The 25,575-nt window shown below is 70.7% G+C and carries 21 protein-coding genes and 1 tRNA gene; 14 read left to right on the top strand and 8 right to left on the bottom strand.

All coding sequences use genetic code 11. The annotated features are described in order from the left end of the window. Positions 1-141 precede the first annotated feature (141 nt). From ACWPQI_RS06270 to ACWPQI_RS06240, 7 genes are read left to right on the top strand one after another with little or no spacing between them, the layout of a single operon-like run. Positions 142-1,203, top strand: coding sequence for a glycosyltransferase family 4 protein (locus ACWPQI_RS06270; protein ID WP_064065914.1), 1,062 nt, complete (start codon positions 142-144; stop codon positions 1,201-1,203). Beyond that, entirely contained in the window at positions 1,200-2,354 is a 1,155-nt protein-coding gene (locus ACWPQI_RS06265; RefSeq protein ID WP_064065913.1) for a glycosyltransferase family 4 protein, read from the top strand. Before ACWPQI_RS06270 ends, ACWPQI_RS06265 begins: the two co-directional genes overlap by 4 nt. Beyond that, positions 2,351-3,643: a lipopolysaccharide biosynthesis protein gene (locus tag ACWPQI_RS06260; RefSeq protein ID WP_010592930.1), complete on the top strand. Its 1,293-nt coding sequence runs from the start codon at positions 2,351-2,353 to the stop codon at positions 3,641-3,643. The genes ACWPQI_RS06265 and ACWPQI_RS06260 overlap by 4 nt, the downstream gene beginning before the upstream one ends. After that, complete coding sequence (locus ACWPQI_RS06255) at positions 3,640-4,731, top strand: CgeB family protein (RefSeq protein WP_010592931.1); 1,092 nt, start codon at positions 3,640-3,642, stop codon at positions 4,729-4,731. The genes ACWPQI_RS06260 and ACWPQI_RS06255 overlap by 4 nt, the downstream gene beginning before the upstream one ends. Further along, a complete protein-coding gene (locus tag ACWPQI_RS06250) occupies positions 4,728-6,116 on the top strand; it encodes a hypothetical protein (RefSeq protein ID WP_064065912.1) in 1,389 nt (462 codons plus the stop codon). The genes ACWPQI_RS06255 and ACWPQI_RS06250 overlap by 4 nt, the downstream gene beginning before the upstream one ends. Further along, positions 6,103-7,437, top strand: coding sequence for a tyrosine-protein kinase domain-containing protein (locus tag ACWPQI_RS06245; protein WP_029539903.1), 1,335 nt, complete (start codon positions 6,103-6,105; stop codon positions 7,435-7,437). The genes ACWPQI_RS06250 and ACWPQI_RS06245 overlap by 14 nt, the downstream gene beginning before the upstream one ends. Before the next feature lie 25 nt (positions 7,438-7,462). After that, positions 7,463-8,818, top strand: coding sequence for a glycosyl hydrolase family 28-related protein (locus ACWPQI_RS06240; RefSeq protein WP_102030886.1), 1,356 nt, complete (start codon positions 7,463-7,465; stop codon positions 8,816-8,818). 29 nt (positions 8,819-8,847) lie between these two features. On the opposite strand, the gene ACWPQI_RS06235 is transcribed toward ACWPQI_RS06240, so the two are convergent. Further along, the gene (locus ACWPQI_RS06235; RefSeq protein ID WP_026137483.1) at positions 8,848-9,957 is read right to left on the bottom strand and encodes a glycosyltransferase; all 1,110 of its coding nucleotides are present in this window, start codon (positions 9,955-9,957) and stop codon (positions 8,848-8,850) included. A 328-nt stretch (positions 9,958-10,285) separates the two neighbouring features. Between ACWPQI_RS06235 and ACWPQI_RS06230 the strand changes: the two genes are divergently transcribed. After that, positions 10,286-10,984, top strand: coding sequence for a GNAT family N-acetyltransferase (locus tag ACWPQI_RS06230; RefSeq protein WP_026137482.1), 699 nt, complete (start codon positions 10,286-10,288; stop codon positions 10,982-10,984). Here ACWPQI_RS06230 and ACWPQI_RS06225 read toward each other — a convergent pair. Further along, positions 10,926-12,335, bottom strand: a complete 1,410-nt coding sequence (locus ACWPQI_RS06225) for a polysaccharide pyruvyl transferase family protein (RefSeq protein WP_102030887.1) — start codon at positions 12,333-12,335, stop codon at positions 10,926-10,928. The genes ACWPQI_RS06230 and ACWPQI_RS06225 overlap by 59 nt on opposite strands. Positions 12,336-12,590: 255 nt before the next feature. Here ACWPQI_RS06225 and ACWPQI_RS06220 point away from each other — a divergent pair, with 255 nt between their 5' ends. Then, positions 12,591-13,970: a glutamate-1-semialdehyde 2,1-aminomutase gene (locus ACWPQI_RS06220; RefSeq protein ID WP_017679515.1), complete on the top strand. Its 1,380-nt coding sequence runs from the start codon at positions 12,591-12,593 to the stop codon at positions 13,968-13,970. Here the strand turns inward: ACWPQI_RS06220 and ACWPQI_RS06215 are convergent. The 6 genes from ACWPQI_RS06215 to ACWPQI_RS06190 form a co-directional block, all read right to left on the bottom strand. Next, on the bottom strand, positions 13,955-14,842 hold the full coding sequence (locus tag ACWPQI_RS06215; protein ID WP_029539902.1) for a nucleoside triphosphate pyrophosphohydrolase: 888 nt from the start codon (positions 14,840-14,842) through the stop codon (positions 13,955-13,957). The two genes, ACWPQI_RS06220 and ACWPQI_RS06215, sit on opposite strands and share 16 nt — an antisense overlap. Before the next feature lie 100 nt (positions 14,843-14,942). Then, positions 14,943-18,575 (bottom strand): transcription-repair coupling factor, encoded by a 3,633-nt coding sequence (gene mfd / locus ACWPQI_RS06210; RefSeq protein ID WP_010592940.1) that lies wholly within the window; start codon positions 18,573-18,575, stop codon positions 14,943-14,945. Between the two features lie 186 nt (positions 18,576-18,761). Continuing rightward, complete coding sequence (locus ACWPQI_RS06205; RefSeq protein ID WP_010592941.1) at positions 18,762-19,331, bottom strand: PIN domain-containing protein; 570 nt, start codon at positions 19,329-19,331, stop codon at positions 18,762-18,764. Positions 19,332-19,342: 11 nt separating this feature from the next. Further along, positions 19,343-19,675, bottom strand: a complete 333-nt coding sequence (locus ACWPQI_RS06200) for a helix-turn-helix domain-containing protein (protein WP_102030890.1) — start codon at positions 19,673-19,675, stop codon at positions 19,343-19,345. Between the two features lie 51 nt (positions 19,676-19,726). After that, positions 19,727-20,362, bottom strand: a complete 636-nt coding sequence (locus tag ACWPQI_RS06195) for a ScbR family autoregulator-binding transcription factor (protein WP_140188379.1) — start codon at positions 20,360-20,362, stop codon at positions 19,727-19,729. 159 nt (positions 20,363-20,521) lie between these two features. Next, positions 20,522-21,115, bottom strand: a complete 594-nt coding sequence (locus tag ACWPQI_RS06190) for a TetR/AcrR family transcriptional regulator (protein ID WP_010592944.1) — start codon at positions 21,113-21,115, stop codon at positions 20,522-20,524. A 236-nt stretch (positions 21,116-21,351) separates the two neighbouring features. Here ACWPQI_RS06190 and ACWPQI_RS06185 point away from each other — a divergent pair. From ACWPQI_RS06185 to ACWPQI_RS06165, 5 genes are all read left to right on the top strand, one after another. Continuing rightward, positions 21,352-21,423: transfer RNA gene (locus tag ACWPQI_RS06185), tRNA-Gln, on the top strand. 71 nt (positions 21,424-21,494) lie between these two features. After that, positions 21,495-22,973: a bifunctional UDP-N-acetylglucosamine diphosphorylase/glucosamine-1-phosphate N-acetyltransferase GlmU gene (gene glmU / locus ACWPQI_RS06180; RefSeq protein ID WP_048771927.1), complete on the top strand. Its 1,479-nt coding sequence runs from the start codon at positions 21,495-21,497 to the stop codon at positions 22,971-22,973. A gap of 32 nt (positions 22,974-23,005) precedes the next feature. Continuing rightward, the gene (locus ACWPQI_RS06175) at positions 23,006-23,950 is read left to right on the top strand and encodes a ribose-phosphate diphosphokinase (protein ID WP_245339847.1); all 945 of its coding nucleotides are present in this window, start codon (positions 23,006-23,008) and stop codon (positions 23,948-23,950) included. Positions 23,951-24,003: 53 nt separating this feature from the next. Beyond that, positions 24,004-24,633: a DUF2461 domain-containing protein gene (locus ACWPQI_RS06170; RefSeq protein WP_010592946.1), complete on the top strand. Its 630-nt coding sequence runs from the start codon at positions 24,004-24,006 to the stop codon at positions 24,631-24,633. 193 nt (positions 24,634-24,826) lie between these two features. Beyond that, positions 24,827-25,480 carry a hypothetical protein gene (locus tag ACWPQI_RS06165; protein WP_010592947.1) on the top strand — a complete coding sequence of 218 codons (654 nt, stop codon included), beginning with the start codon at positions 24,827-24,829 and terminating at the stop codon, positions 25,478-25,480. Positions 25,481-25,575 lie beyond the last annotated feature (95 nt).

Below are 25,575 nucleotides of genomic sequence, written 5' to 3'. Positions count from 1 at the left end.
CGGAGCGTACCCGCATTCGAATCGGGATCGCACCGCATTCCCTCGACCCCTCACGGACGCCGGGCAGCCGACGGCGGTGTCGCCGTGACACCCTCCGCCCCTACCTCCGATCGTCGGCCCGGCCCGCCGCTGCGGATCCACATGACCGGATCCGAGTGGTTCGCCACGGCACCCGGCGGGCTGAACCGGTACTTCACCGACCTGTACCGCGCCCTGCGCCACCGGCCGGGCGTCGACGTGTCCGCGATCGCGTTCGGCGACCCGGAAACGGGCGGGCAGAGCTGGGGCCCGACGGGCGGATCGACGCTGCGCCGAGCCTGCGCCGCCTTCCGGGACCGCACCGCGCTGCCCCGCCAGGCGATCATCGACCGGCATTTCAGCCTCTACGGGCGTCCGTCCGTCGGCCGGCGCGGCCCGCACCCGCTCGTGGTGCATTTCCACGGGCCGTGGGCAGCGGAGAGCCGCCTGGCCGGATCCAGCGAGATCGCCGCACGCGCCAAGTACCAGCTCGAGCGCGCGCGATATGCCGGCGCCGACCGGTACGTGGTGTTGTCCGGACACTTCCGGGACGTACTCGTCCACTCGTACCGCGTCCCACAGGACCGCATCCGGGTCCTCCCGCCCGGGGTCGACCTCGACCGCTTCCGTGCGACGGACGTCCCGGGTTCCGCACGCACGGTGCTGTGTGTGCGCCGGCTCGAGCGGCGGATGGGCGTGCACGTCCTTCTCCGCGCCTGGCCGGGCGTCGTCGCCGCACATCCGGACGCCCGCCTGGTGATCGTCGGCACCGGCACCGAGGAGGCCGCGCTGCGGGCTCAGGCCGCCGAGTCCGCGGTAGGCGATTCCGTCGTATTCGAGGGCCGCACCGACGATGCGCGGCTGGCACACCTGTACGAGCAGGCCGCCGCGACGGTCGTGCCGTCGGTGGCACTCGAGGGCTTCGGGTTGATCGCGCTCGAGTCGCTGGCTGCGGGCCGCGCCCCTGTCGTCACCGACTGCGGCGGTCTGCCCGACGCCGTGCGCGGACTCGACCCGTCGCTGATCGTGCCCGCAGGCGACGCCGAGGCCCTGGCCGACCGGATCGCCGGTGCGCTCTCGGGCCGGGTGCCGGGGCGACGGGGATGCCGCATCCACGCCGAAACCTACTCCTGGGACGTGGCCGCCCAGCGGCACGTCGCGCTGTACGCGGAGCTGGTGTCGTGACCAGCGCGCTCTTCGTGACCCACACGGCCGCACCGTCCGGCGCCGAGATCGCCACCGCCCGGTTGGCGAAGGCGCTACGGGACCTCGGTGTCGACGTGGCCGTGGCCTTCGCCCAGGACGGTCCGATGGCAGAGCGGTTGCGAGCGGTCGGCGTCGGCACCACGATCCTGCAGGGCACGTTCGACAGCCGGGCGATGACGGTCACCGATCCCACCCTGCCCGGGTTGCTCGCCGGTGCCGCTCGGCTGGTCCGGCTCGGATGGGAGCTGGGAGCCGTGGCTGCCGAGCGGGGTGCCACGGTGGTGATCGCCGAGAGCTCGAAGGCACTGATCATGGGCGCCGTGGCGGCGCGCCGAGCGCGAGTTCCCCTGATCTGGCACGTGCACGACCGGGTCTCCGCCGAGTACTTCGGTCCGGTGCTCGCCACGATCGTCCGGGGTCTGGGCCGCTCGCTCAGCCGCGGTTACATCGCCAACAGCAGATCGACGATGTCCTCGTTGATCCCGCGCCGGTGCGCCCTCGTGGCGTATCCCGGCGTCGAGCCGGCACGGAGTGCACCGCGGCCGCCGCAACGGGAACCGGCGGAGACGGTCGTCGCGGTCGTCGGACGGCTGACGCCGTGGAAGGGACAGGACGTGTTCCTGCGTGCCGTCGCGGAAACGGCAGTGCGTCCGGCGCACATCTACCTGGTCGGCGGCACGTTCTTCGACGAGGAACCGTACCGCGAGCGACTCGAACGCCTCGCCTCCGACCTCGACCTACCCGTGACCTTCACCGGGCATGTGGACGACCCCGAGGGCTACATGCGGGCCGCAGACATCCTCGTGCACTGCTCGGTCATCGCAGAGCCGTTCGGCCAGGTGGTGGTGGAGGGGATGCGGGCCGGATGCGCGGTGATCGCCTCCCGCCCGGGTGGCCCCACCGAGATCGTCGATCCCGGAGTGAACGGACTGCTGGTCGACGCCGGTGACCGACACGGGCTCACCGCAGCGCTGGACACCCTGATCGGCGACCCGGACCTGCGCAGCCGGTTGGCGGTCGCGGCCCGGCAGCGCGCCGAGAGCTTCGACATCACCGAATCCGCGCGGGCGGTGGCGCGTTTCCTGGACACGCTCGGAGTCCCCTCCCACGCGGAGGTGGACGCCACATGATCGAGGAACGCGGAATGAACAAGGCCGTCGCGCTGGTGCGGGACATCGGCTTCGTCAGCTTCGGCAAGTACGGTCAGTACGTCGTCACGGCCGTGACCCTCCCCCTCATCGCGCGCGTCCTCGGGCCGGAAGGGCTGGGACTGCTCGCGATCGGAATGTCGGCCTACTTCATCGGATCACTCCTCGTCGATCTCGGGATCACCCAGTTCCTGGCGGCGAAAGTCCCCAACTCGGACGTCAACCAGATCCGCGGCGACTATCTCACCATCCGCCTCACTGTTCTCGGCACCCTCGGCACGGCGCTCGTCGCCGGCCTGATGCTGGGCGTCGACCCCCACGTCCACATGATCCTGCTCGGCTTGTTCGCCGGAGGCTTCTGGTCGGTGTCGGAGGACTGGGTGTTGATCGGGCAGGGCAGGTTCGTCGCCTCGACGGTCTACCAAGGGGCCGGCCGGCTCGCGTACCTCGCGCTGTTGCTGGTGGTGCTCCCGCGCTTCCCGAGCGCCTCGGTGGCATTGCTCTGCATGCTCGTCTCGTCGATCCTCACCGTGGCGCTCACCTGGCGGGATTCGCTGCGCAAGTACGGACGTCCCGCGCGGCCGCGCCGGATCGTTCCCACCGTCCGGATGGCCGCACCCGTGTTCACCTCCCGCCTGCTCGTGGTCAGCTACGGGCAGGGGGCCGCGGCCATCTACTCGGCCGTGCTCGACGCGGCATCGCTCGGCCTGTACTCGGCCGGCGACCGCCTGGTGCGGGCCGTGCAGTCCATGCTGGATCCGATCGGTTTCGCGCTCCTGCCGCGCATGGCCCGTAGCAGCGGCGGCGCTCGGTTCTGGCGGCGCGCGACCCTCGCGATGCTCGCGTGCGTCGGCATCGCCGTCCTCGTCACCGCGGCATTGTGGATCGCCGCGCCGCTCGCGGTGCGACTCGTCTTCGGCAGCGACTTCGCCGACGCCGTCCCGCTCCTTCGCGTCGAGGTCCTCATCCTGCCGGCGACCGCACTGAGTTCCTTCGTCACGACGGCGGTACTGCCGGTGCGGGAGGACACCTCCGGCGTCCTGATCGGCGCGATCATCGGCACCTGCATCGCGGCCGTCGCGCTCTACATGGCCTTCCGGACCCATTCGGTGTGGGCGCTCGTGTACGGCACCGTCGCCTGCGAGTTCGGCGTGGCCCTGTGGTACGTCCTGCGGACACGGCACCTGGCTCTGCGCGAACGGCGACCCGCGCCGTCCGAAGCGGACGTCGACGCCGCCGACGTCCCCGTTCCCCGGGGGGAGAAACGATGAGAATCCTCTACATCGGCGACGACTGGGTCGGCAGCAACGCCCGCTCGCTGGCCGACGGCTTCCGGCAGGCGGGACACGACGTGGTCGTCGTGGACACGACCTCCGTGACGCTCCCGGCGCGGTTCTCGCCGCCGTGGATCTACTCGAAGACCCGAGGACAGCGCGCACCGTGGGACCTCGACGCCGTGCACCACCGGATCGAGTCGATTGCGGCGGACTTCCGGCCCGATCTCCTGTTCTGTTTCCGCACAGTACATCTCGACCAGCGCCGGTTGCTCGACACACCGGCCCGCCTGCACGTGCACTACAGCCCCGACGATGCCTCGAATCCGTACAACACGTCACCGGGTTACCTCCGGTGCGAACGCGAGTGGGATCTGGTGGTCACCACGAAACGGCACAACGTGCCGGAACTGATCGATCGCGGAGCCCGCGCGGTGAAATTCGTCCCGAGCGCCTACGATCCGGCCTGGCACCACCTCTCGGCGCGTCGGGACCCGCGCCGGTACCTGGTCGGATTCGTCGGCAACTGCCGGCCCGACCGCCGCGACACCGCCGTCGCCCTGGCCCGCCGTTACGGCGAGCGGATGCTCGTCCGTGGCCCCGGCTGGCGACGCGTGCCGGCACTGCGTCGCACCCACGCCGTCGTCGGCGGGCCGGTGTACGGGGAGCACTTCTCCGTGTCGGTCGCCTCGATCACGGCCAATCTGGTGTTCCTCAACTCCGACAACCGCGACACCCACACGTGCCGCACGTTCGAGGTGCCGGCGGCCGGCGGGTTGTTCGTCGGGCAGCGCACGAACGAGCACGCGGCGCTGCTCGCGGAAGGCCGCGAGTGCCTGCTCTTCTCCGACGACGACGAGCTGCTCGAGATCCTGCAATGGTGCGAACAGCATCCCGAGCAAGCCCGCGCGATCGCCGAGGCCGGACACCGACGGATCGTCACCGGTCACCATCGGTACGTCGACCGGGCGGCGGAGATCGTCGCGGTGCTGGAGGACGGAGAGAGCTCGCCCGGCGCGGGCATCGCCGGGCTCGCACCCGCCGTGGTGGACCGCGACCGCGGAGTGCAGGAGGGGGCACGGTGACCGGCCCCGGCATCGAACTCGTCCTCGTGGGCACCGCGCTGATCACGATCGTCGTCGCGGCCGCCTACATCCGCGGCGTCGCGCGGGTGTTCCTGATCGCGCAGGCCGTCTACTGGACCCTGTCGTACATCGCGCGTCCGCTCGTGTTGCTCGCGGTGCAGCCGCGACCACGGTACGCGGACAACATCGCCGACCCGCGGCTGGCCACGATGGGCTACGACCGTGGCATCGCGGAGGTCCTGCAGCCGGTGGCGTTCGGCCTGTGGGTGTACGCCGGTGCCGTGGTGGCCTACGCGATCTGGGCTCGCCGGCACCACCCCGCACCGCGGCCGGCCGCCGGTGACTTCGTCCCCACCCTGGCGGCCGTGTACGCCCTCGGTCTCCTCGGACGCGCGGTCACGTACCTCACCGGATCGACGGGGCAGGCCGGTGACGTCCAGAGTTCCAATCCCATACTGGGATTCGTCGCCCAGCTCGCCACTGTCGGGGCGATCGGCCTGATCATCTTCATCCGGCCTGCGGACCGCCGGACGACCGTCGCACTGCTCGCAGCGCTGCTGACGGTGGAGTTGCTGTGGACCGTCGTGGTCGAATCGAAGACGCCGATCATGAGCGCCGCGATGGCCGTGGCCGTCCGCTTCGCCATGTACGGCTGGACGCGACTGCGCGTGGTGTACGTCGCCGTGATCTCCGTGGTGGGCATCGGCGGGTTCGGGTGGCTGCAGTCGATCAAGCAGCCCGACTACATACAATCCGAAGTCCTGGCCCGAGATTCGGCGTATCCGCCGTGGGTGCAGCCGTATCTGAGCATCCTGCGGCGGTTCGATCTGCTCGAGGCGGCCACGGACAGCTACTACATGACCATGCGCCCGTGGATGACCCCGTTCGAGGTAGTTCAGCACGGTCTCCAGAGCCTGATTCCCGCGCAACTCCTCGGCACCGAGAAGCTGCGATCCGGCACGGCGTGGGCCACCGAGGTACGGGGGTCGTCCATGGACATGAGCCGGGTGTCGGTATCCCTCGCCGACGGGAACATCAACGAGGGCTTCGTCATCGCCGGCTACGCGGGCGTGGCGGCCGGGGTGCTGTTCACCTTCGGCCTGCTCCTGCTCGGCGTGCGGGCGCTGCAGGCGCGGCACATCGTGGTCGTCGGCCTGGGCCTGGCGATCACGGCATCCCCGATCCTCTTCGAACGGGGAATTCTCGGCAGCATGGAGGTCATCGGCAAGTCCCTCCAGCTCGTAGTGCTGATCTGGCTCGTCGACATGACGGTGCGCGAATACCGCACACGCACCGGCGCGGCGAAAGACCCGGTCTCGGCACCACACGAAATCGGCACAGTCGTCGGGGTACGAACAAAGGGGTGGAGCAATGGCACTGAGTGACTACACGGGCATAATCCGGCGCAGATGGTTGACGGTGGTGGCGACGGTCCTCGCCTGCACGGCCCTGGCGTGGGCGTACGCGTCGACCATTCCGACCGCGTACGTGTCGACGACCCGGATGTACGTGTCGATGGCGACCGGAACGTCGGTCAACGACTCGTACCAGGGCGGTCTCGCGGCGCAGCAGCGCATCACGTCGTACCCGTACGTCGCGACGGGCGCCACCGTCGCGGACCGGGTGGTCGACAGGCTCGGGCTGACCATCTCCCCGGGCGAGCTCCAGGGCAAGGTGTCGGCGACGTTCCCGCCGGCCACGACCCTGCTGGACATCACGGTCACCGAGACCACCCCCGAAGCCGCGCGGCAGCTCTCCCGGGCCGTCGCGGACGAGTTCGCGCAGCTCGTCGCGGAGATGGAGACCACGGTGATCGGAGCGGCACCCGCCGCCCGGGCCTCCGTGATCGATCCGGCCCCGCTGCCCAGCGCACCCGTCGGCCCCGACACGAAGCGCATCCTCGCACTCGGCGTCCTCGCCGGTCTCGGACTCGGATTCCTCCTCGCGTTCCTCCGGGACCGGTTCGACCCGACGATCCGGACACCGGAGCAGCTCGGCCGCACCGTCGGCCTGCCGATCCTCGGGACGATCTCGCGCAGCAACACCGACGCGGCGAAGGACATCGGGCGCCTGCGGGCCCACATCACCGCCGCCCGCGGTGACCGGGACCGGATGGTGGTGATGCTGACGAGCTTCACCGAGCGCTCGAAGCCGTGCGTCGCGGCCCGGCTCGCGAAAGCACTGGCGGACACGGGTGCCCGCGTGGCGCTGATCGACGCCGACACCTCCGGGGACGGAGTCACGGGCCGGCTCGACATGCAGTCCTACGCCGGTATCGCGGAATGGCTGCGCGACCAGTACCCGCCGCTGACCGAGCTGCCGACGTGGTCGGAGGCCGGAGTTTCGGTCCTGCCCCTCGGCGCCGCCGACGAACGCACGCCGGACCTGCTGACGTCCGAGCGGTTCGCCGACATCCTGTCCGGGCTCGGGGAGCATTTCGACTACGTCCTCGTCGCCACCGCCCCCGTGCTCACGGACTCGGCCGCCCTGAGCCTGTCCGCGCACTGCGACGCGACGATCGCCGTGGTCGAACTCGGGACGACGAAGGCACCCCGGGTACGGGCTGCCGCGGACAGCTTCGCCGCGTCCGGGACCGGCCTCGTCGGTGCGGTGGCGACCGTCCCGGCACGCGCGCGCCGGTTCCCCCAGCCGAAGAAGCGGCGCACGCAGGCGGAACCGGACCTCGGTCTCGTCTACTCCCCCTAGTCCCGAGGGTCCCGGAGGTGAATGCATGGCCGACGAGGTGGTGAGCCGCCGGCGACTGCTGGCCGCGTCGCTGGGCGCGGCCGCAGTGCTGCCACTGGCGGCGTGCCCGTCACAGCAGGCGCCACCGAACGTCGAAAGGGAGGTCCCCGAGGTGTCGAGAGTGTCGCCAGGGCGCAACGTACGGGACTTCGGGGCGGTCGGCGACGGCATGGCCGACGACACCGAGTCCATCGCCCGCGCGGCGGCGGCCGGGGAGGGTCCCGCAGTGCTGTACCTGCCGGCCGGGTACTACCGTGTCACCGCGTGGCCGGATCTGCCCGACTTCTCGACGGTCACCGGCGACGGTGGCGACGTCACCATCGTCTTCTACGAGGGCGACGGCACCCTGGTCTCCCTCCGCGACCGGCACCGCGTGCGGTTCGCGCGGATCGGGTTCTATCTCACGGGCCCGGAAGCGGTGGCCGTGTCGCTCTCGGGCTCGTTCCGGTGTTCGTTCGATTCCGTCGTGCTGCGGGGCAGTCACCTCAGCGAGAACTTTCCGCAGTACCGGGCGCAACAGGGTGTCGTCCTCGAGAGGAACACCGGCGGAACGTCCTTCGTCGACTGCGACATCAACAACTTCGGCATAGGGATCGTCACCTCGTGCATCCAGAACTACCTGACGGCGTCGAAGTTGACGAACAACTACGTCGGCGTCCTGGGTACCGGCAACGACAACAATGCGGGATTGTCGTTGACCAACGTGGAGTTCGTCTCCGACAACGACCCGAGGACGACCGACAGACACGTGCGGGTCGACGGCGCGGCCAACAACTGGTGGCTGACCAACGTGTGGTTCGAGGGCGCCGACATCGCCCTCTCGATCGGCGAACGCGGCCGCGGCGGCCCGTCTCAGCTCGGTCTCGTCAACTGCAAGATTGCGGCCCGAACCGTGTGCCTGGACCTGGTCCATTGCCGGCAGCCGTATCTCGCGAACGTCCGCTTCGATCCGGACACCGAGGTCTTCCCCACCGAGTTGCGGATAGACCCGGAGGGCTGCCCGGAGGGGACGGCCGTCAACCTCGTCTCCAGCGCGTCGACCGACATCGATCTCGCGGTGTTTCCGGAGGGCTGGAACGTGACCGGACGCGGAATCGTCTCGGGCGCGGTGTTCGCGGGACCCGTCGTGGCCCGCGCGGTCGACGAGACCGATCTGCTGCAGGCGCAGAACCGGGACGGGGAAACCCTTTCCGCGATTCTGTCCGACGGGTCGTGGCTGTCGGACCGGCCCGGCTCTGCTCCGATCCTCAGGGACGACGGCGGAAACTACTGGCGGTTGCGGGTCACCGCCGACGGCAGGCTCGGAACGGATCCGCTGGGTGACCGACGGCCGTCGGGATGAACGCAAGCGCACCGCCCGTGCGGCCGCGGTCAGGACAGCACGTCGTCGACGACCTGCTGCATCCGCTCCCGGAACACGGCGTGCGAGAACGTCTCGGCATGCGCGCGGATCACGGCGGCGTCGTAGTCCGACCCATCGAAGTCCTGCATGGCGGCGGCGAAGTTGTCCACCAGCTCGGCGTCCCTGCCGCCTGGAACGAGCCGCCCGGTCACCCCCGGCACGACACTGTCGAGGGCCCCGCCCGCGCCGAGGGCGAGCACCGGCGTGCCGCAGGCCATGGCCTCGACCGGCACGATCCCGAAGTCCTCGAGCCCGGGCATCACCAGAGCCATGGCACGCCGGTACATGTCGACCAGCTGCTCGTGCGGCGCCCGCCCGACGAACGTCACCGTCGGCCCCGCGATACTGCGACAGTGGTCGAGGCTGCGGCCGTCGCCGACGACCACGAGACGCACCCCGGCCGCGTTGGCGGCCAGGATCGCCAGATCGGGTCGCTTGTACGGCACCAGGCGCCCCGCGAGCAGGAAGAAGTCCTCCCGGGGAAGACAGGGATCGGGGGTGAACGACTCCGTGTCGACCGGCGGATGCACGACGACGGCGTCGCGGTGCCACCACCGGTTGATGCGGTCGGCGACGGCCGTGGAGTTCGCCACGATCCGGCGCAACCGTGGCGCGGCGGCGAGTTCGGCGCGCCGGGCGGACGAGGCGAGCATCGTCAGCGCCGCCCCGCCGAGCCGGCCACCGGCCTCGCCCTTGCGCAGCGAGGCGTCCCACGCCCACCGGGCCGGGCTGTGCACATACGCGATCGCCGGCGCGGTCGTGGCGAACACGGCCTGCGTGGCGAACGCATGATGGCTGACGAGCACGACATCCGCGTCGTCGAGGTGCATCCCTCGAAAAGCTCTGGGCATCAACGGGAGAAGCGGCGCGTACGACCGTTCCCCGCCCAGGTGGTACAGCCGGTCGAGCCACGTCGTGTCGGTCCGGGAGCGCAGGAGGGGCGGCGTTCCCGACGGGCGCGCGATCGGCACGTGCGCTCGCGCGTCCGGCCACTGCACGGCCAGCTGCTCCACGACGTGTTCCGAGCCGGCGATTTCGGTGAACCGTTCGTGGACGAGGGCGACGCGGGCGGCGTTCACGGCGCGGGACGGCCGGCGTCGGCGCAGGGCGATGCACTCGGGGAACTTCGTTCCGGACGGATCATGAACCACCCCTTTCGGTCCGGACAGTTCGGACGACCTCCACCCCTCCTCGGACGGTACCAGCACGCCACGTCCGCGTCAGAGGCTTCGGGCAGCTCGTGCCGACTCCGCGCACGATCACGTCCCGGCCCGGTTCCGCCATCGATTCGACCGTTCCGGCCGAAGCCGGACGGGAACTACGGGTACGCTTGGCACACACCCTCGACCGCTGATACCGGCGTCGTCTCGTTTCATCCCAGCCGGCACGCTGAGCAGAGGTGACCGCGTGAAACGTCCCAGGCCGTCGGTCGTGCTGGCGACAGCCGGCCGGCTCTATACCCGTCCCCTCCGGCACCGGTTCCGCCGCCGGCAGGGGCGCACCCTGTGCGTGCGGATCGGTCCCGTCGACGTGTCCGGGCACGCTGTCTCCCTGCGGTCGCCGCGGTTGTCCGATTGGCCGCAGTGGCAGGCCATCCGGTTGCGGGATCAGGAGTTCATCGAACCGTTCTGGACATCGTCCTCACGGCCCTGGGCGGAACGACACACCGAACGGGACTGGGTCGACGAGTTCCTGCACGCCCGTCGCGAGGCGCTCGCCGGGCGAGCGTTGCCCCTCGTCATCGAGGTCGACGGCCGGCTCGCCGGGCAGTTCAACCTCGAGCGCATCGATCGCTGGGCAGGTCTCGCGGAAGCCGGAGTGTGGATCGATTCGACTCTCGCCGGCAAGGGAATCGCCCTCGCTGCCGCCCGAATGCTCGCCGAGTACGGGTTCGGCACCCTCGGACTGCACCGCATCACCGCGCCCGTGTGCGTCGGCAACGTGCCGGCGGCACACTGCGCCGAGCAGGTCGGGATGCGCCGGGAAGGCACCATGGTCAGCTATCTCGACGTGGGGGGCCGACGCAGGGACCACGACCTGTGGGCGATCACCGCGGAGATGTGGGCGGCGCGGAAGGACCGGATTCCAGATCGCGCCGCTCGGTGATCCCGGCCTCCACGAGCCCTGCGATGCGGTCGAAGACCGCCCTGCTCGCCCGGATCTGGTCCTCGGCCCGGGCCAGCAACGCGGTACGCGACTCGGGCGCACCGGCCCACCTGCTCCGGATCGCATCGCGGAGCCGGTCCTCCATCCCGTCCCGGTCGAGCCGCACCGTCTCGATACCGGTCCCGAACATGGAATTCAGTCCGGCGAACTTGTCGTCGTAGTACCGCGACGTCGACAGTCCCACCACGGATATCCCTTGGGACAGCGCAAAGACCGCGACGTGATAGGCGCCGGTGACGATGATCCGGCACCGGCCGACCTGCTGCGAGAGGGCGCGCGCACCGGCGAACCGGCGGAGGGGCGGCACCGCATCGGGATATCCGTCCAGGAGCGGCATCGTGGACCGCCTGTCCTCCGCATCGTGCTCGGACACGATCAGCGGAACCAGTCCGCTACCGTGTTCGGCTGCCGCCTCGCGCACGACGCGGCCGACGACGTCCTGGATCGCGGCCCCGACCGGCGAATACTCGGCGACCCGCAGACACACTCCCAGATCCGTGCCGAGCTCGTCCCGGCGCGTGGAATAGCCCAAGTCGACCGCGTCGTCGCCGGTCACCACGACGCGGTCCGGCGGAACCCCCAGAGCACGCAGAAGTTCCGGTCCCCGCACATCCTCGCGCAGTGCGATCAGATCGACCCGCGGCAGCACGCGCGCCGCCCGCTCGAGCAGGTCCGGTTCCGTCAACGGACCCAGACCCTGACCCGTCATCGCAGTGGGGATCCCACGCTCGGTGGCGTATTCGAGCAGATCCAGAGTACGTTCGGTCTGGAACCGATCGACGTCGGTCATGTATCCACCGCCGATCGCCACCACGACCGAGGCCGTGTCCACCGCGTTCGGCACGCATCCACCGTCCCTGCTGAGTGCAGCGCGGCCCGGAACGACTGTCCTCGACGCGGGCTCGTTGCTCGCGGCGCCGCGGCCGACAACTCGCCACACCCGCCGCGCGACCCTCCCCGGAAGAGCGACGGCGGCGTCCCAGCCGTTCATCGGCACACCCGCGACCTCGGGGCCGATCCGGCTCATCGGACCCGGCCGCCGGCGCCACCGCGGCCAGTTCCCGCCCCGCTGGTAGCAAATCGGATCGACACGCGATTCGTAGGCGCGCAACAACGCCGGGGCGGAGGTGAGAACCCCGATCCGTGCATCCGGCCACCGTTCGGCGAACCGCCGGACGGTCACGTCGAGAATCGCCAGATCGCCCCTGTTGTTGAGCCAGTACTCCCCGTTCTCGAGGAGGACGCGGACTTCGGACCGGGGGGACGCCGCGCGTGGAATGCGATTCGCCATGTCAACACCTTCGGGCATTCGCAGAGTCGGGGATCTCGGGCCGCAAGCCACACGCGCCTGCCCGAATTGTCCGGGCCGGCAAGGTAGGTCGAGTCGACTCGAACAATACCCGATTCCGTGCGGCCGCGTCCGTACCGTGGGCGCTGCCGGTCGGGGCGGGCCGGGTACGCAACACCGAATTCACCCGTTCACCACGACGATCGTCGCCGCGGATGAAACAATCGAAGCCCGCGCAAGTTCTCCGGGGGTTCGCGCATGAGTCACCCGTCCGAACATCTCCGTCGATCGTTCACCCGGTCGACCGCACTGCAGGCCCGGCTCCACGAGATCGTGCCCGGCGGTGCGCACACGTATGCCCGGGGCTCCGACCAGTATCCGGAATCCATGGCGCCCGTCCTCGAGCGCGGGGCGGGTGCCCGCGTGTGGGATGCCGACGGAAACAGCTACGTCGAGTACGGGATGGGCCTGCGGTCGGTGACGCTCGGGCACGGCTACCGTCCCGTCGTCGACGCCGTCGCCGCCGCGATCGCCGACGGCACCAACTTCAGCCGGCCCACCACTCTCGAGGTGGCCGCGGCCGAGGACTTCCTCGCCCTGGTGCCCGGCGCCGACATGGTGAAGTTCGCCAAGAACGGCTCCGACGCCACGACCGCCGCGGTGCGCCTGGCCCGGGCCGTCACCGGCCGCCGGCACGTGGTGGCGTGCGACCAGCCGTTCTTCTCCGTCGACGACTGGTTCATCGGCACCACCCCGATGAACGCAGGGATCCCCGAGGAGATCACCGAGCACACCCACCGGTTCCGGTACAACGACCTCGACTCGCTCGACCGGGCGCTGTCGGCCAGGCCGACCGCGTGCGTGATCCTCGAGGCCGCCACCGCCCTCGCCGAACCCGATCCCGGCTTCCTACCCGGCGTGCGCCGACTGTGCGACCGGCACGGGGCCCTGCTGATCTTCGACGAGATGATCACCGGATTCCGCTGGTCCGAGCACGGGGCACAGGGCGTGTACGGCGTGCGGCCGGATCTGTCGTGCTGGGGCAAGGCGATGGGGAACGGCTTCCCCGTCGCCGCGCTCGCCGGCCGGCGCGAATTCATGGAGCTCGGCGGCCTGCGCACCGACGAGGACCGGGTGTTCCTCCTGTCGACCACGCACGGACCGGAGTCCGGCGGACTGGCCGCGTTCCGCGCGGTGGTGCGTGCCTATGCGACCGAGGACCCGATCGGGCGGATGGAAGCGGCGGGCCGCAAACTGGCCGACGCCGTCAACGCCGCGGCCGCGGACCTCGGCATGGACCGGTACGTCCAGGTGATCGGTCGACCGTCCTGCCTGATCTTCGTCACCCGCGACCCGAACCTGCAGCCGTCTCAGGAATTCCGCACGCTGTTCCTGCAGGAGATGCTCCTCCGGGGTGTACTCGGGCAGTCGTTCGTGATCTCGGCGGCCCACACCGACGCCGACCTCGAAGAGACGGTGGAGGCGGCGCGCGGCGCCCTCGCGGTGTACCGGCAGGCGCTCGACGCGGGCGGGGTCGCCGGCTTCCTGCACGGCCGGCCCGTCGCCCCGGCTCTGCGCGCCCGTGCGGAGCCGCGGCGGCTCGGCGAGGCGCCGGTCGGAACTCACTTCTCCCAGTAACGCACCCATGCGTCCGCGTCGAGACCGCCGTACGGCACGCCGTCGGCGTGAGCGGCCTTCTCCGTCGCGCGCACCGTCGCGACGAACTGCAGCGTCGCGCTGCGCAGCGCGTCCTCCGCGCCACCGTCGCCGGTGACGTACACCGTCCGGAGTTCGGGCGGGACGAGGTGCGCGGGAAGCCCCGCCCGGGTGGCCCGGGCGATCACCTTGTCGGTCAGCGCCAGCGCCGGCTGCGCCGTCGCGATGCCGTCGAGGCAGGAGGGCCGGGCCTTCTCCGCCGCCTTCGCCACCTCCCACGCCGCCTCCTGCTCGGCCACGTCGATCGGGCCGGTGTGACCGTTGGTCAGGTGCGGACTGCGCGACGCGAGCTTGGCGACGAGCGTGTCGGCGACGTCGTCGACGGTGAACGGGTCGGTGCCGGACTCCTCGGCGATCCGCGAGTGGAACAGCACCTGGAGCAGCAGGTCTCCCAGTTCCTCGCGCAGCCCGTGCGGGTCGCCCTCCTCGATCGCGTCCAGCAGCTCGTACGTCTCCTCGAGCAGGTAGCGGCGCAACGAGTCGTGTGTCTGGGTGACCTCCCAGCCGCCGAAGCCCCACAGCCGGTCCATCACGTCCACGGCACGCAGCAGGCGCTCCCCCGGCGCGGGCGGGGCGGCGATCACCCGCTCTCCCCGCCGTACGCGGTCGCGCACCGCCTCGTGTCCCGCGTCGACGGCGATCAGCGTCTCGGCGCCGGATCCCACGGTGGCGCCGAGGGTTTCGCGCACCGACACCGGCACGTCGTCGGTGCAGTCGAGCGGCCCGGTCAGCAGCGGCACCGCCTCGAACGGCACCGATCCGGGCCGGTACGGGTCGAGCAGAATCACCGTCACCGCCGTCGCCTCACATTCCCCGTCGCTGCGCTCGCCCCGGTCGTCTTCCCCGTCGCTGCGCTCGCCCCGGTCGTCTTCCCCGTCGCTGCGCTCGCCCCGGTCACACGCTCGCGGCGGTCGGCACGCGCACATCCACCGATCCCTGCGCCTTGCCGTCCAGGGCGAGCAGGAAGTCCGCGATGTACTGCAGCAACTCGACGTCGCGCACCCGCTCGGAACCCACGCCGCCGGTCCGCGGCAACGGCAGTTGCACGATGCCGCTCGTGGCGCGGTACTGCGCCGCCGGATAGAGCCGCTTGAGCCGCATCTGCTTCGAATCCGGCAGGTGCATCGGCGAGATCTTCAACTGGGTGCCGGAGACCGCGACCTCCTCGAGGTCGTACTCGCGGCACAGCAGGCGCAGCTTGGCCACCGACACGAGCCGGCCGACCTCCTCGGGCAGCGGACCGTACCGGTCGACGAGTTCCTCGACCACCGCGGCGATCGCGTCGTCGTCGTGCGCCGCCGCGAGCTTGCGGTAGGCCTCGAGCCGCAGCCGGTCGGAGGTCACGTAGTCCGGCGGGATGTGGGCGTCGACCGGAAGATCCACGCGCACCTCCTTGGCGGCCTCCTCCGTGGCGACGGGGCGGCCGTCCGCGGCGGCCCGGAACGCCTCCACCGCTTCGCCGACGAGACGCACATACAGATCGAATCCGACGCCGGCGACGTGACCTGACTGCTCCGCGCCCAGAACGTTTCCCGCGCCGCGGATCTCGAGGTCCTTCATGGCCACGGCCATGCCCGCGCCGAGATCGGAGTTCTGGGAGATCGTGGCGAGCCGGTCGTACGCCGTCTCGGTCAGCGGCTTCTCGGGCGGGTACAGGAAGTACGCGTAACCCCGCTCGCGGGAACGGCCGACGCGTCCGCGTAGCTGGTGCAGCTGCGACAGCCCGAGCGAGTCGGCGCGTTCGACGACGAGGGTGTTGGCGTTGGAGATGTCGAGGCCCGTCTCGACGATGGTGGTGCACACCAGGACGTCGTACTGACGCTCCCAGAAGCCCTGCACGGTCTTTTCGAGGGTGTCCTCGTTCATCTGTCCGTGCGCGACCGCGACCCGCGCCTCGGGGACGAGGTCGCGAATTCGCTTGGCGGCCTTGTCGATCGAGCTCACGCGGTTGTGCACGTAGAACACCTGTCCGTCGCGCAGCAGCTCGCGGCGGATGGCGGCGGCGACCTGCTTGTCCGCGTAGGCGCCCACGTAGGTGAGCACCGGGTGCCGCTCCTCGGGCGGGGTGAGGATCGTCGACATCTCGCGGATGCCGGCCATGCTCATCTCCAGGGTGCGCGGAATCGGCGTAGCGGACATGGTCAGCACGTCGACGTGCGTGCGCAGGGCCTTGATGTGCTCCTTGTGCTCGACGCCGAATCGCTGCTCCTCGTCGACGATCACGAGACCGAGGTCCTTCCATCGCACGCCGGTCTGCAGCAGCCGGTGGGTGCCGACGACGATGTCGACCTCGCCGTCGGCGAGGGCGGCGATCGTCTCCTTCGCCTCGGCGGAATCGGTGAAGCGGCTCAAGCCCTTGACGGTGACGGGGAACGACGCCATCCGCTCCGTGAAGGTCTGCAGATGCTGCTGCGCCAGCAGCGTGGTGGGCACCAGCACCGCGACCTGTTTGCCGTCCTGCACGGCCTTGAACGCGGCACGCACCGCGATCTCGGTCTTGCCGTAGCCGACGTCGCCGATGACGACGCGATCCATCGGGACCGCCTTCTCCATGTCGGCCTTGACCTCGGAGATGACGGTGAGCTGATCCTGGGTCTCGGTGAACGCGAACGCGTCCTCCATCTCCTTCTGCCACGGGGTGTCCGGCGCGAACGCGTGCCCCGGGGCGGCCTGGCGGGCCGCGTACAGCTGCACCAGCTCCCCCGCGATCTCGCGGACGGCCTTGCGCGCCTTGCGTTTCGTGTTGGCCCAGTCGGAGCCGCCGAGCTTGCTCAAGGCGGGCATCTCGCCGCCGACGTAGCGGGAGAGCTGGTCGAGGGACTCCATCGGCACGAACAGCCGGTCACCCGGCTGCCCGCGTTTGCCCGGCGCGTACTCGATGACCAGGTACTCGCGGCGGGCGCCGCCCACGGTCCGCTCCACCATCTCCACGAACCGGCCGATGCCGTGCTGATCGTGGACCACCATGTCTCCGGCGGTGAGTGCCAGCGGATCCACCTGGTTGCGGCGCTTGACCGGCGTGCGCCGGCCCTCGGCGGCGGTCACCCGGTTGCCCGTGAGATCGGACTCGGTGACGAGCACCAGTCCGGGCACGTCCGCGCCGTCGCCCGGCAGCACCAGGCCGTCGTGCAGCGCGCCGCACAGCACCCCGACCGTGCCGCGAACCGGTTCGGCCCCCGGATCGAGCCGCGCTGCGGGTACGTCGTTCTCCTGAAGCCGCTCGAGCACCCGCTGCCCGGTGCCGGCACCTGCAACGACGATCGCCGCCCGCCCGCCGGTGGTTACGTGCGCGCGCAGGTTCGCGAAGAGCATCGTCAGCAGTTCCTCGGACCCGCGCACCTCCGGCGCCGACTGCACGTCGAGCACGACCTCGGTGTCGGCGCCCGACGCCAGCGGGCTCAGCGTCCACCACGGCCGGCCCGCGGCTTCCGCCGTCTCCCGCACCCCGGTCAGCGGCCGGTACGCGGAGGCGGCCAGATCCACACCCTTCATGTTCGCGGTGTCCAGCGGCGCGGCCCCGCCGAGCGAGGCCGCGGTCCACGACGCCTCGAGGAACTCCTGGCCGGTACGCATCAGGTCCGCCGCGCGGGTCCGGACCTTCTCCGGATCGCACAGCAGCACGTGCGTACCGTCCGGCACGACGTCGGTCAGCAACTGCAGCTCGCCGGTCTGCAGCACCGGCAGCAGCGCCTCCATGCCCTCGACCGGGATGCCGGAGGCCATCTTGTCGAGCATCTCCACCAGGGCCGCGTCGGCCGGGTTGTCCTGGGCGAGGCGCGCCGCGCGTTCCTTGACCTGCTCGGTCAGCAGCAGTTCCCGGCAGGGCGGGGCGATGAGGGTGCTCACCTCGAGTTCGGGGATGGACCGCTGGTCGGCGACGGAGAACGGGCGCAGCTCGGTGACCTCGTCACCCCAGAACTCGACTCGCACCGGGTGGTCCGCGGTCGGCGGGAAGACGTCGAGGATGCCGCCGCGCACCGCGAACTCGCCGCGCTTGCCGACCATGTCGGCACGGGTGTAGGCCAGCTCGACGAGCCGCTCGATCAGCTCGTCGAAGTCGTGCTCCGCGCCGACACGCAGGGTGACGGGCTCGATGTCGCCCAGACCGGGGGCCATCGGCTGCACCAGCGAGCGCACGGTCGCGACGATCACCCGCAACTCGGGTCCGTAGTCGCGGTCCTCGGGGTGCGCGAGCCGGCGCAGCACCTGTAACCGGCGGCCGACGGTGTCGGCGCTGGGCGAGAGCCGCTCGTGCGGCAGCGTCTCCCACGAGGGGAACTGCGCGACGACGTCGCCGAGCATTTCGCGCAGCTCCGCCGTGAGATCGTCCGCCTCACGGCCGGTCGCGGTCACCACGAGCAGCGGCGTCTTCGCGGCGAGCGCGGCAGCGACGAACGGCCGGGCCGCGGGCGGGGCCACCAGGGCCTGTGCGGCGGTCCCGGCGAGGGCGGCCACACGCTCGAGCTGCGCGTCGGCCAGCGCGATCCGCGCCAATCCGGACAGGGGGGTGACGGACACGTCGGACACGGGAAGGGCGCTCCTGGGGTTCGAGAAGAGGACCGTCCGAGTCTATGCGGTGTCCGGTTCGAGCGGCCAGGACCACTGCCGCGGGCGGCACGGCAACACAGCCGCGGGCGGCACGGCAACACAGCCGCGGGCGGCACGGCAACACAGCCGCGGGCGGCACGGCAACACAGCCGCGGGCGGGACGGTTCAGGGCGGGTCCGCTGCCAGTAGGTCGGCGCTGTTGTCGCCGAGCGCTGCGCGCGCCCACGCGGCCAGCCGCGACCGCAGAGCGGCGTCGGCGAGCTCCTCGCCGGGCCCGAGCCATCGCCGTCGCGCCATCTGGTGCAGCACACGCACGGCCCGCCGGGGATCGGCGTCGAGGACGTACGCGACGAAGGCGTCGGGTGTCTGTGGCTCGACCCCGGACCGCTCGAGCGAGCGCGCGAGACCGGCGTCCGTGGTGACGACGACGTCGGCCTGTGCGAACAGCGCCACCGCCGTCAGGTGCGCGTCGCGGGGATCGCTGACGTACGGCACCTCGCGCAGCACCGTGGCGGGCCAGCTCACCCGTGCCTCGGGGAAGGCCGTGTCGAGTTCGGAGAACAGGAAGTCCCGCGCCGGGCGCGACATGTGCGCCGGCAGCCTCCGCTCCACCTCGGCGACGATGCCGTCGCTCCAGTAGGGCCGGTACAGCGCGTCCTCGGCGAGGGCGAGCAGCACGTCGCGCACGCGCGGCGGCGTCAGTGCCGGCGCGTCGAGTACCGCCCGGATCGGCACGATCGTTCCCCCTAGAAGTCGTCGTCGTACAGGCCGTCGCGCCGGCTCAGGTCGGCGACGGCGTCCAGGGCCCGGCTCCGGGCTTCGGCCCTCCGGGCGGCACAGGCGAGGACGTCGGCGCGGCGGATGCGACGGTGCAGACCGTGGAACCGGGAGGGCAGGGTGCCGTCGTCGACGAGACGGGCCACGTACGCCCGGCCGACACCGAGCACGTCCGCCGCCTGTGCGGTGGTCAGCAGCGCGGGCACCGGGACGATGGTCACCGCGGCGTCGGCTCCGGACTCGTCGAGGGTGCGGGCGAGTGCCACGCAGGCCGCAGCCGCGTCGAAGGGTCCCAGGGTCACGGCGGCGATCGTGTCAGGCGAGGGCGGCCGGCGCAACGATTGCCTCCGGGATCAGACCCGGAGCCGGCGCGAGGCGAACTGCTTGAAGTACTCGGCCTTGGCGGGCGGCACCAGGGCCGGCAGCATCAGTCCCCACGCGTTCTCGAGGTATTCGACGAGGGCCTCACGACAGTCGAGCGCCGCCGCGACCATGCGTACCCCGGTGAGCACCTGCAGGAGGAACAGACCGACCATGTCGGGGTCCACGTCCTCGTTCAGGTCACCTTCGGCCAGGGCGCGCTTCGCGAGGTCGCGCATCGTCGCCAGCCAGGTGTCGAACAGGCGGTCGCCGGTCCCCCGGTAGTCCCCGATCTCCACGGCCAGGCGGAACATCGCCCGGACGACCGGATCGTTCCGGGACAGGTCGACGGTGAGGACGGACAGCTCGATCAGTGTCTCGAGGGCCGGGGTGCGGTCGTTGATGGTCGTCACCGCGGCCTCGGCGAGACGCGCGAAGCCCGCGTCGACGACGCCGCGGGCGAGCTCTTCCTTGGACGCGAAGTGGAAGTACAACGCACCTTTGGTGACGCCGGACTCCTGGATGATCTCGCTGAGGCTGGCGTTCGCGTAGCCGAGGTTCATGAAGATCTCCGCGGCACCGCGGACCACGGATTCGCGGGTGACTTCCGCGCGGACCTGCCGAGCCATTCACGGCCTCCCGGACGGACTCGTACGCAGGAGACGATCCGGGCGATCGGCGCCGATCGCCGCTCGGTTGATCACCGCGATCACCTGGCATCCCTTCTCGAGTCGGCTGGGCAACGATACCACCTGGTAGAGGGACGATCGGGGGACTGCGCCACCGGCTCAGGAGGTCCCGAGCTGCGGGTCCGCCTCGAGGTGCGTAAGTCCGTTCCAGCACAGGTTCACCAGGTGGGCGGCCACGACCTCCTTCGACGGGCTGCGCTCGTCCAGCCACCAGGTCGCGGCCGTCGCGACCATGCCCACCAGTGCCTGCGCGTAGAGCGGAGCCAGGTCCGGGTCGAAGCCGCGGCGGGAGAAGTCGCCGGCGAGGATGTGCGCCACCTGCCGCACCGCCTCGTTCAGCAGGGACGAGTACGTGCCCTCCTCCGCGGTGACCGGGGAGTCCCGCACGAGGATGCGGAAGCCGTCGGTGCGTTCCTCGACGTAGGTGAGCAGGGCCAGCGCCACCCGCTCGACCCGGACGCGCGAGCGGTTCTGCGTCAGGCTCGCGCTGATCATCGACATCAGGGTCGACATCTCCCGGTCCACGACGACGGCGTACAGCCCCTCCTTGCCACCGAAGTGCTCGTAGACCACCGGCTTGGAGACCTGGGCCCGATGGGCGATCTCCTCGATCGACGCCGCCTCGTAGCCGCGCTCGGCGAAGATCGCCCGGCCGATCTCGATGAGCTGTTCCCGGCGCTGGGTGCCCGTCATCCGGACCCGCGGGCTGCGGTCGGCGTGGTTCTGCGACGGTTTCGACACGTAGTACATCCTTTCCGGCACCCGGCCGGACCCCGGGGCCACCGGAAAACCCCGGGGACGACGCGCGGCGGGTTGCGCTCAGCCTATCCGGGACGACGACGCGCCCGGCCCCGCGTTCGACTCCGGGCGTGGCGGCATGCGAGGATCACAGACGCATGACCGGGGCGTCGGCGCCGGGAATGCGGCAGTCCGCCGTGGTGTAATCGGCAGCACCTCTGATTTTGGTTCAGATAGTTCAGGTTCGAGTCCTGGCGGCGGAGCAGGGCAGTCGGGGCCCGTGAGCTCCCCTGCCGGTGCCGAACCTGCGCATGTCGAACGTCGAGGGAGCTTCATGCAAGTGCAGACCGCAGTTGTCGTCCTGGCGGCCGGAGCGGGTACGCGAATGCGGTCCAAGACCCCGAAGGTGCTGCACACCCTCGGGGGCCGCACGATGCTCGCCCATTCGCTGCACGCGGCCGCGGAGCTGGACCCGGACCACCTCGTGGTGGTCGTCGGGCACGAGCGCGAGCGGGTGTCCGCCGCGACCGCCGACATCGCCGAGACGCTCGACCGCAAGGTGTCGATCGCGGTCCAGGACCGGCAGCTCGGCACCGGCCATGCGGTGCAGTGCGGGCTCGACGCCCTGCCCGGCGACTTCTCCGGCGTGGTCGTCGTCACCAACGCCGACGTCCCGCTGCTCGACGGCCACACCCTCGAGGCGCTCGAAGCCGAGCACCTCGCCGAGCCGATGCAGTCCGCGGTGACCGTCCTGACGTTCCTCGCCGACGATCCCACCGGGTACGGCCGCATCGTCCGGAACGGCCACGGCGAGATCCGCGAGATCGTCGAGGAGGCCGACGCCGACGCCGAACAGGCCGCCATCGACGAGGTCAACGCCGGCATCTACGCCTTCGACGCCGAGTTCCTCCGCGGCGCACTGACCCGGCTGCGGGCCCACAACGCCCAGGGCGAGCTGTACCTGACGGACGTGGTCACGATCGCGCGGCAGGACGGCCGGGCGGTGTTCGCCGCCCAGCTCGCCGACGCGACGAAGGTCGCGGGCGCGAACGACCGGGTGCAGCTCGCCGCGCTCGCGGCGCAGCTGAACCGGCGCACCCTCGAGCACTGGATGCGCTCGGGCGTGACCGTCGTCGACCCGGCCAGCACCTGGGTGGACGTGGACGTCGTCCTCGCCCGGGACGTGACCCTGCTCCCCGGGGTGCAGCTGCACGGCCGGACCGTGGTCGGCGAGGACGCGGTGATCGGCCCGGACACCACGCTGACGAACGTGCGGGTCGGTGCCGGAGCGTCGGTGGTGCGCACCCACGGTTCGGACTCCGTGATCGGCGACGGGGCGACCGTCGGTCCGTTCGCCTACCTGCGTCCGGGCACCGACCTCGGCGAATCCGGCAAGATCGGCACCTTCGTGGAGACGAAGAACGCCGAGATCGGGCCGCACTCGAAGGTGCCGCACCTGACCTACGTCGGCGACGCCACCATCGGCGAGCACTCGAACATCGGGGCTTCGAGCGTGTTCGTCAACTACGACGGCGTGCACAAGTCGCACACGGTCGTCGGATCCCACGTCCGGACCGGATCGGACACCATGTTCGTGGCGCCCGTGACGGTCGGCGACGGCGCCTACACCGGCGCCGGCACGGTCCTGCGCCGCAACGTTCCACCGGGGGCGCTTGCGGTGTCGGGTGCGCCACAGCGCAATATTGAAGGCTGGGTCCAGCGGAACCGCCCCGGGACCCCCGCGGCCGAGGCAGCGACTGCAGCACGGCAGCAGCAAGAGATCGAACGGCAAAAGGACGGCCAGGACCAGTGACCTCCAATTGGATCGACAACCAGAAGAACTTGATGCTCTTCTCCGGCCGGGCCCACCCCGAGCTGGCGGAGCAGGTGGCGAAGGAGCTCGACGTCCAGGTCACCCCGCAGACCGCGCGGGACTTCGCCAACGGCGAGATCTTCGTGCGGTTCGAGGAGTCCGTCCGCGGCTCCGACGCGTTCGTGCTGCAGAGTCACCCGTTCCCGCTCAACCAGTGGGTGATGGAACAGCTCATCATGATCGACGCGCTCAAGCGAGGATCGGCCAAGCGCATCACCGCCGTTCTGCCGTTCTACCCCTATGCCCGCCAGGACAAGAAGCACCGCGGCCGTGAGCCCATCTCCGCTCGCCTGATCGCCGATCTGCTCAAGACCGCCGGCGCGGACCGCATCATCACCGTCGACCTGCACACCGACCAGATCCAGGGCTTCTTCGACGGCCCCGTCGACCACATGCACGCCCAGGGCCAGCTCGCCGAGTACATCCGCGACAAGTACGGCGTCGAGAACATCGCCGTGGTCTCCCCCGACTCCGGTCGCGTCCGCGTCGCCGAGAAGTGGGCCGACACCCTCGGCGGTGCCCCGCTGGCGTTCATCCACAAGACCCGCGACCCGCTCGTGCCGAACCAGGTCAAGTCCAACCGTGTCGTCGGCGAGGTCGAGGGACGCACCTGCATCCTCATCGACGACATGATCGACACCGGCGGCACGATCGCCGGCGCCGTGAAGATCCTGAAGGAGGCCGGCGCGGGCGACGTCGTCATCGCCGCCACCCACGGTGTGCTCTCGCATCCGGCCTCCGAGCGCCTGGCGTCGTGCGGCGCCAAGGAGGTCATCGTCACCAACACGCTGCCGATCGACGACGAGAAGCGTTTCCCGACGCTCACCGTCCTGTCGATCGCACCGCTGCTCGCGCGCACCATCCAGGAGGTGTTCGAGAACGGCTCGGTGACGTCGCTGTTCAACGGTTCCGCGTAGCCGCGGGAGGCGGTGTACTTTCGGACCGTCACCGGACCGAAAGGACACCCGGCATGTTCACCGGCTTCCCCGTTGCCGCCCTCGACTTCTACGAGGATCTCGAGGCGGACAACAGCAAGCCGTTCTGGGCCGCGCACAAGGCCGTCTACGACGACTGCGTGCGCGGCCCGATGCTTGCGCTGCTCGCGGAGCTCGAACCGGAGTTCGGAGCGGGCAAGGCGTTCCGCCCGCACCGCGACGTGCGCTTCAGCACGGACAAGTCGCCGTACAAGACCCATCAGGGCGGCTTCGTGCAGACCGGGCCCGGCGTCGGCTTCTACGTGCAGATCGACGCGGCCGGGCTGCGGGTCGCCGGCGGCTTCTACCGGGGCTCGTCCGACCAGGTCGCCGCATACCGTGCCGCCGTGGACGATTCGCGCCGCGGACCGCGACTCGAACCGCTCGTCCGGCGGCTGCACCGGGCCGGGTACGAGATCGGCGGCGAACGGCTGAAGACCCGTCCGCGCGGTGTCGCCGAGGACCACCCCCGACTCGACCTGCTGCGGCACAAGTCCCTCACCGCCGCGCGGGCACACCCCTCGCCCGAGTGGATCGACACCCCGCGCACCCTCGACGAGGTGCGCTCCGCCTGGCGCGACGTCCGGCCCCTCGTGGAGTGGCTGACCGCCGCCACCGCCACCTGAAAAGCGTTCGCATCGCGGACGATCCGAGGGTTTGCGTGCCGTACCGATCGGTACGGAAAGTGCTGTGGCACAAGAGTTTGCCGCCCGTACACCTGCCGTCGGCATGATCTTCGTCACGCCGACACCTTCAGTCGCAGGTCGCGCCGGACCCGCCCGAGCGGACCCCACCGGTCTTCACTTAAGGTGGCTCCTCGTGATCGACGCGCGAACCCTCGAGGCCCCCACCGAAAACGCGAAACTCGAGACCGTCCGACGGTGGAAACCCGGAGCCTGCGTCTGGTGCGGCGACACCGAGTCCGTCGAGCCGTTCCGTAACGAACCCCGTTGCGGCACTTGCCGCACGCACGAATCCATCATCGACGAGGCCCGCAAGTTCGTCGGTATGTACGGTCTGCGCCCCATCGGCGGCACACTGCAGTCGGACGACGAGGAGGAGTACGAGCACCGCAAGGCCGCCCGCGACTCGCGCCGCGTCCTCAACGACATCCGGCTCGCCGAACAACCCGATCCCGCCCTCGTGCGCAAGGCTCTGCGTCCCCGCGCCGCCGCCGTCGTCGCCGAGACCGTGCGCCGGCCCGCCACCCCGCGCACGCCCTCGGTGCGCCCGTCGCAGCGCGCCGCCGAACCGGCGCCGGTACGCACCGGCGGCGTCGACGTCGACGAGATCCAGAACCGCGCCCTCGCGCTGCTCGATCAGCTCTCCGCGATCGATGCGCAGCTCGCGCTCGTCGCCGAGCAGTCCGGCCTCGCCGCCCGCGCCCGCCGCGGCGACCTCGAGAAGCAGAAGGCCACCATCCTGCGCACCCTGGCCGCCCTGGAGAAGGCGCGGCTCAGCGCGACGAGGTAGGAGCTCTCGCCCCCAGGGGAGGTTGTCGCGGCACCGTCCGGTGCCGCAGTCGACAACCTCCCCTCGTCGTCTGTAACGCCTGGTCGGACTACGCA

The sequence above is a fragment of the Rhodococcus sp. LMD genome, from assembly GCF_056108245.1.
The sequence above is the reverse complement of the archived record's forward strand: the minus strand, read 5'-3'. Positions and strand labels throughout refer to the sequence as shown.

Bases quoted from the DNA above. Each gene is read 5' to 3' on its own strand.
- ACWPQI_RS06260 (WP_010592930.1), top strand. From the start codon at position 2,351: ATGATCGAGGAACGCGGAATGAACAAGGCCGTCGCGCTGGTGCGGGAC.
- glmU (WP_048771927.1), top strand. From the start codon at position 21,495: ATGCAAGTGCAGACCGCAGTTGTCGTCCTGGCGGCCGGAGCGGGTACG.
- ACWPQI_RS06255 (WP_010592931.1), top strand. From the start codon at position 3,640: ATGAGAATCCTCTACATCGGCGACGACTGGGTCGGCAGCAACGCCCGC.
- ACWPQI_RS06220 (WP_017679515.1), top strand. From the start codon at position 12,591: ATGAGTCACCCGTCCGAACATCTCCGTCGATCGTTCACCCGGTCGACC.
- ACWPQI_RS06245 (WP_029539903.1), top strand. From the start codon at position 6,103: ATGGCACTGAGTGACTACACGGGCATAATCCGGCGCAGATGGTTGACG.
- ACWPQI_RS06195 (WP_140188379.1), bottom strand. From the start codon at position 20,362: ATGGCTCGGCAGGTCCGCGCGGAAGTCACCCGCGAATCCGTGGTCCGC.
- ACWPQI_RS06190 (WP_010592944.1), bottom strand. From the start codon at position 21,115: ATGACGGGCACCCAGCGCCGGGAACAGCTCATCGAGATCGGCCGGGCG.
- ACWPQI_RS06225 (WP_102030887.1), bottom strand. From the start codon at position 12,335: ATGGCGAATCGCATTCCACGCGCGGCGTCCCCCCGGTCCGAAGTCCGC.
- ACWPQI_RS06170 (WP_010592946.1), top strand. From the start codon at position 24,004: ATGTTCACCGGCTTCCCCGTTGCCGCCCTCGACTTCTACGAGGATCTC.
- ACWPQI_RS06270 (WP_064065914.1), top strand. From the start codon at position 142: ATGACCGGATCCGAGTGGTTCGCCACGGCACCCGGCGGGCTGAACCGG.
- ACWPQI_RS06240 (WP_102030886.1), top strand. From the start codon at position 7,463: ATGGCCGACGAGGTGGTGAGCCGCCGGCGACTGCTGGCCGCGTCGCTG.
- ACWPQI_RS06175 (WP_245339847.1), top strand. From the start codon at position 23,006: ATGCTCTTCTCCGGCCGGGCCCACCCCGAGCTGGCGGAGCAGGTGGCG.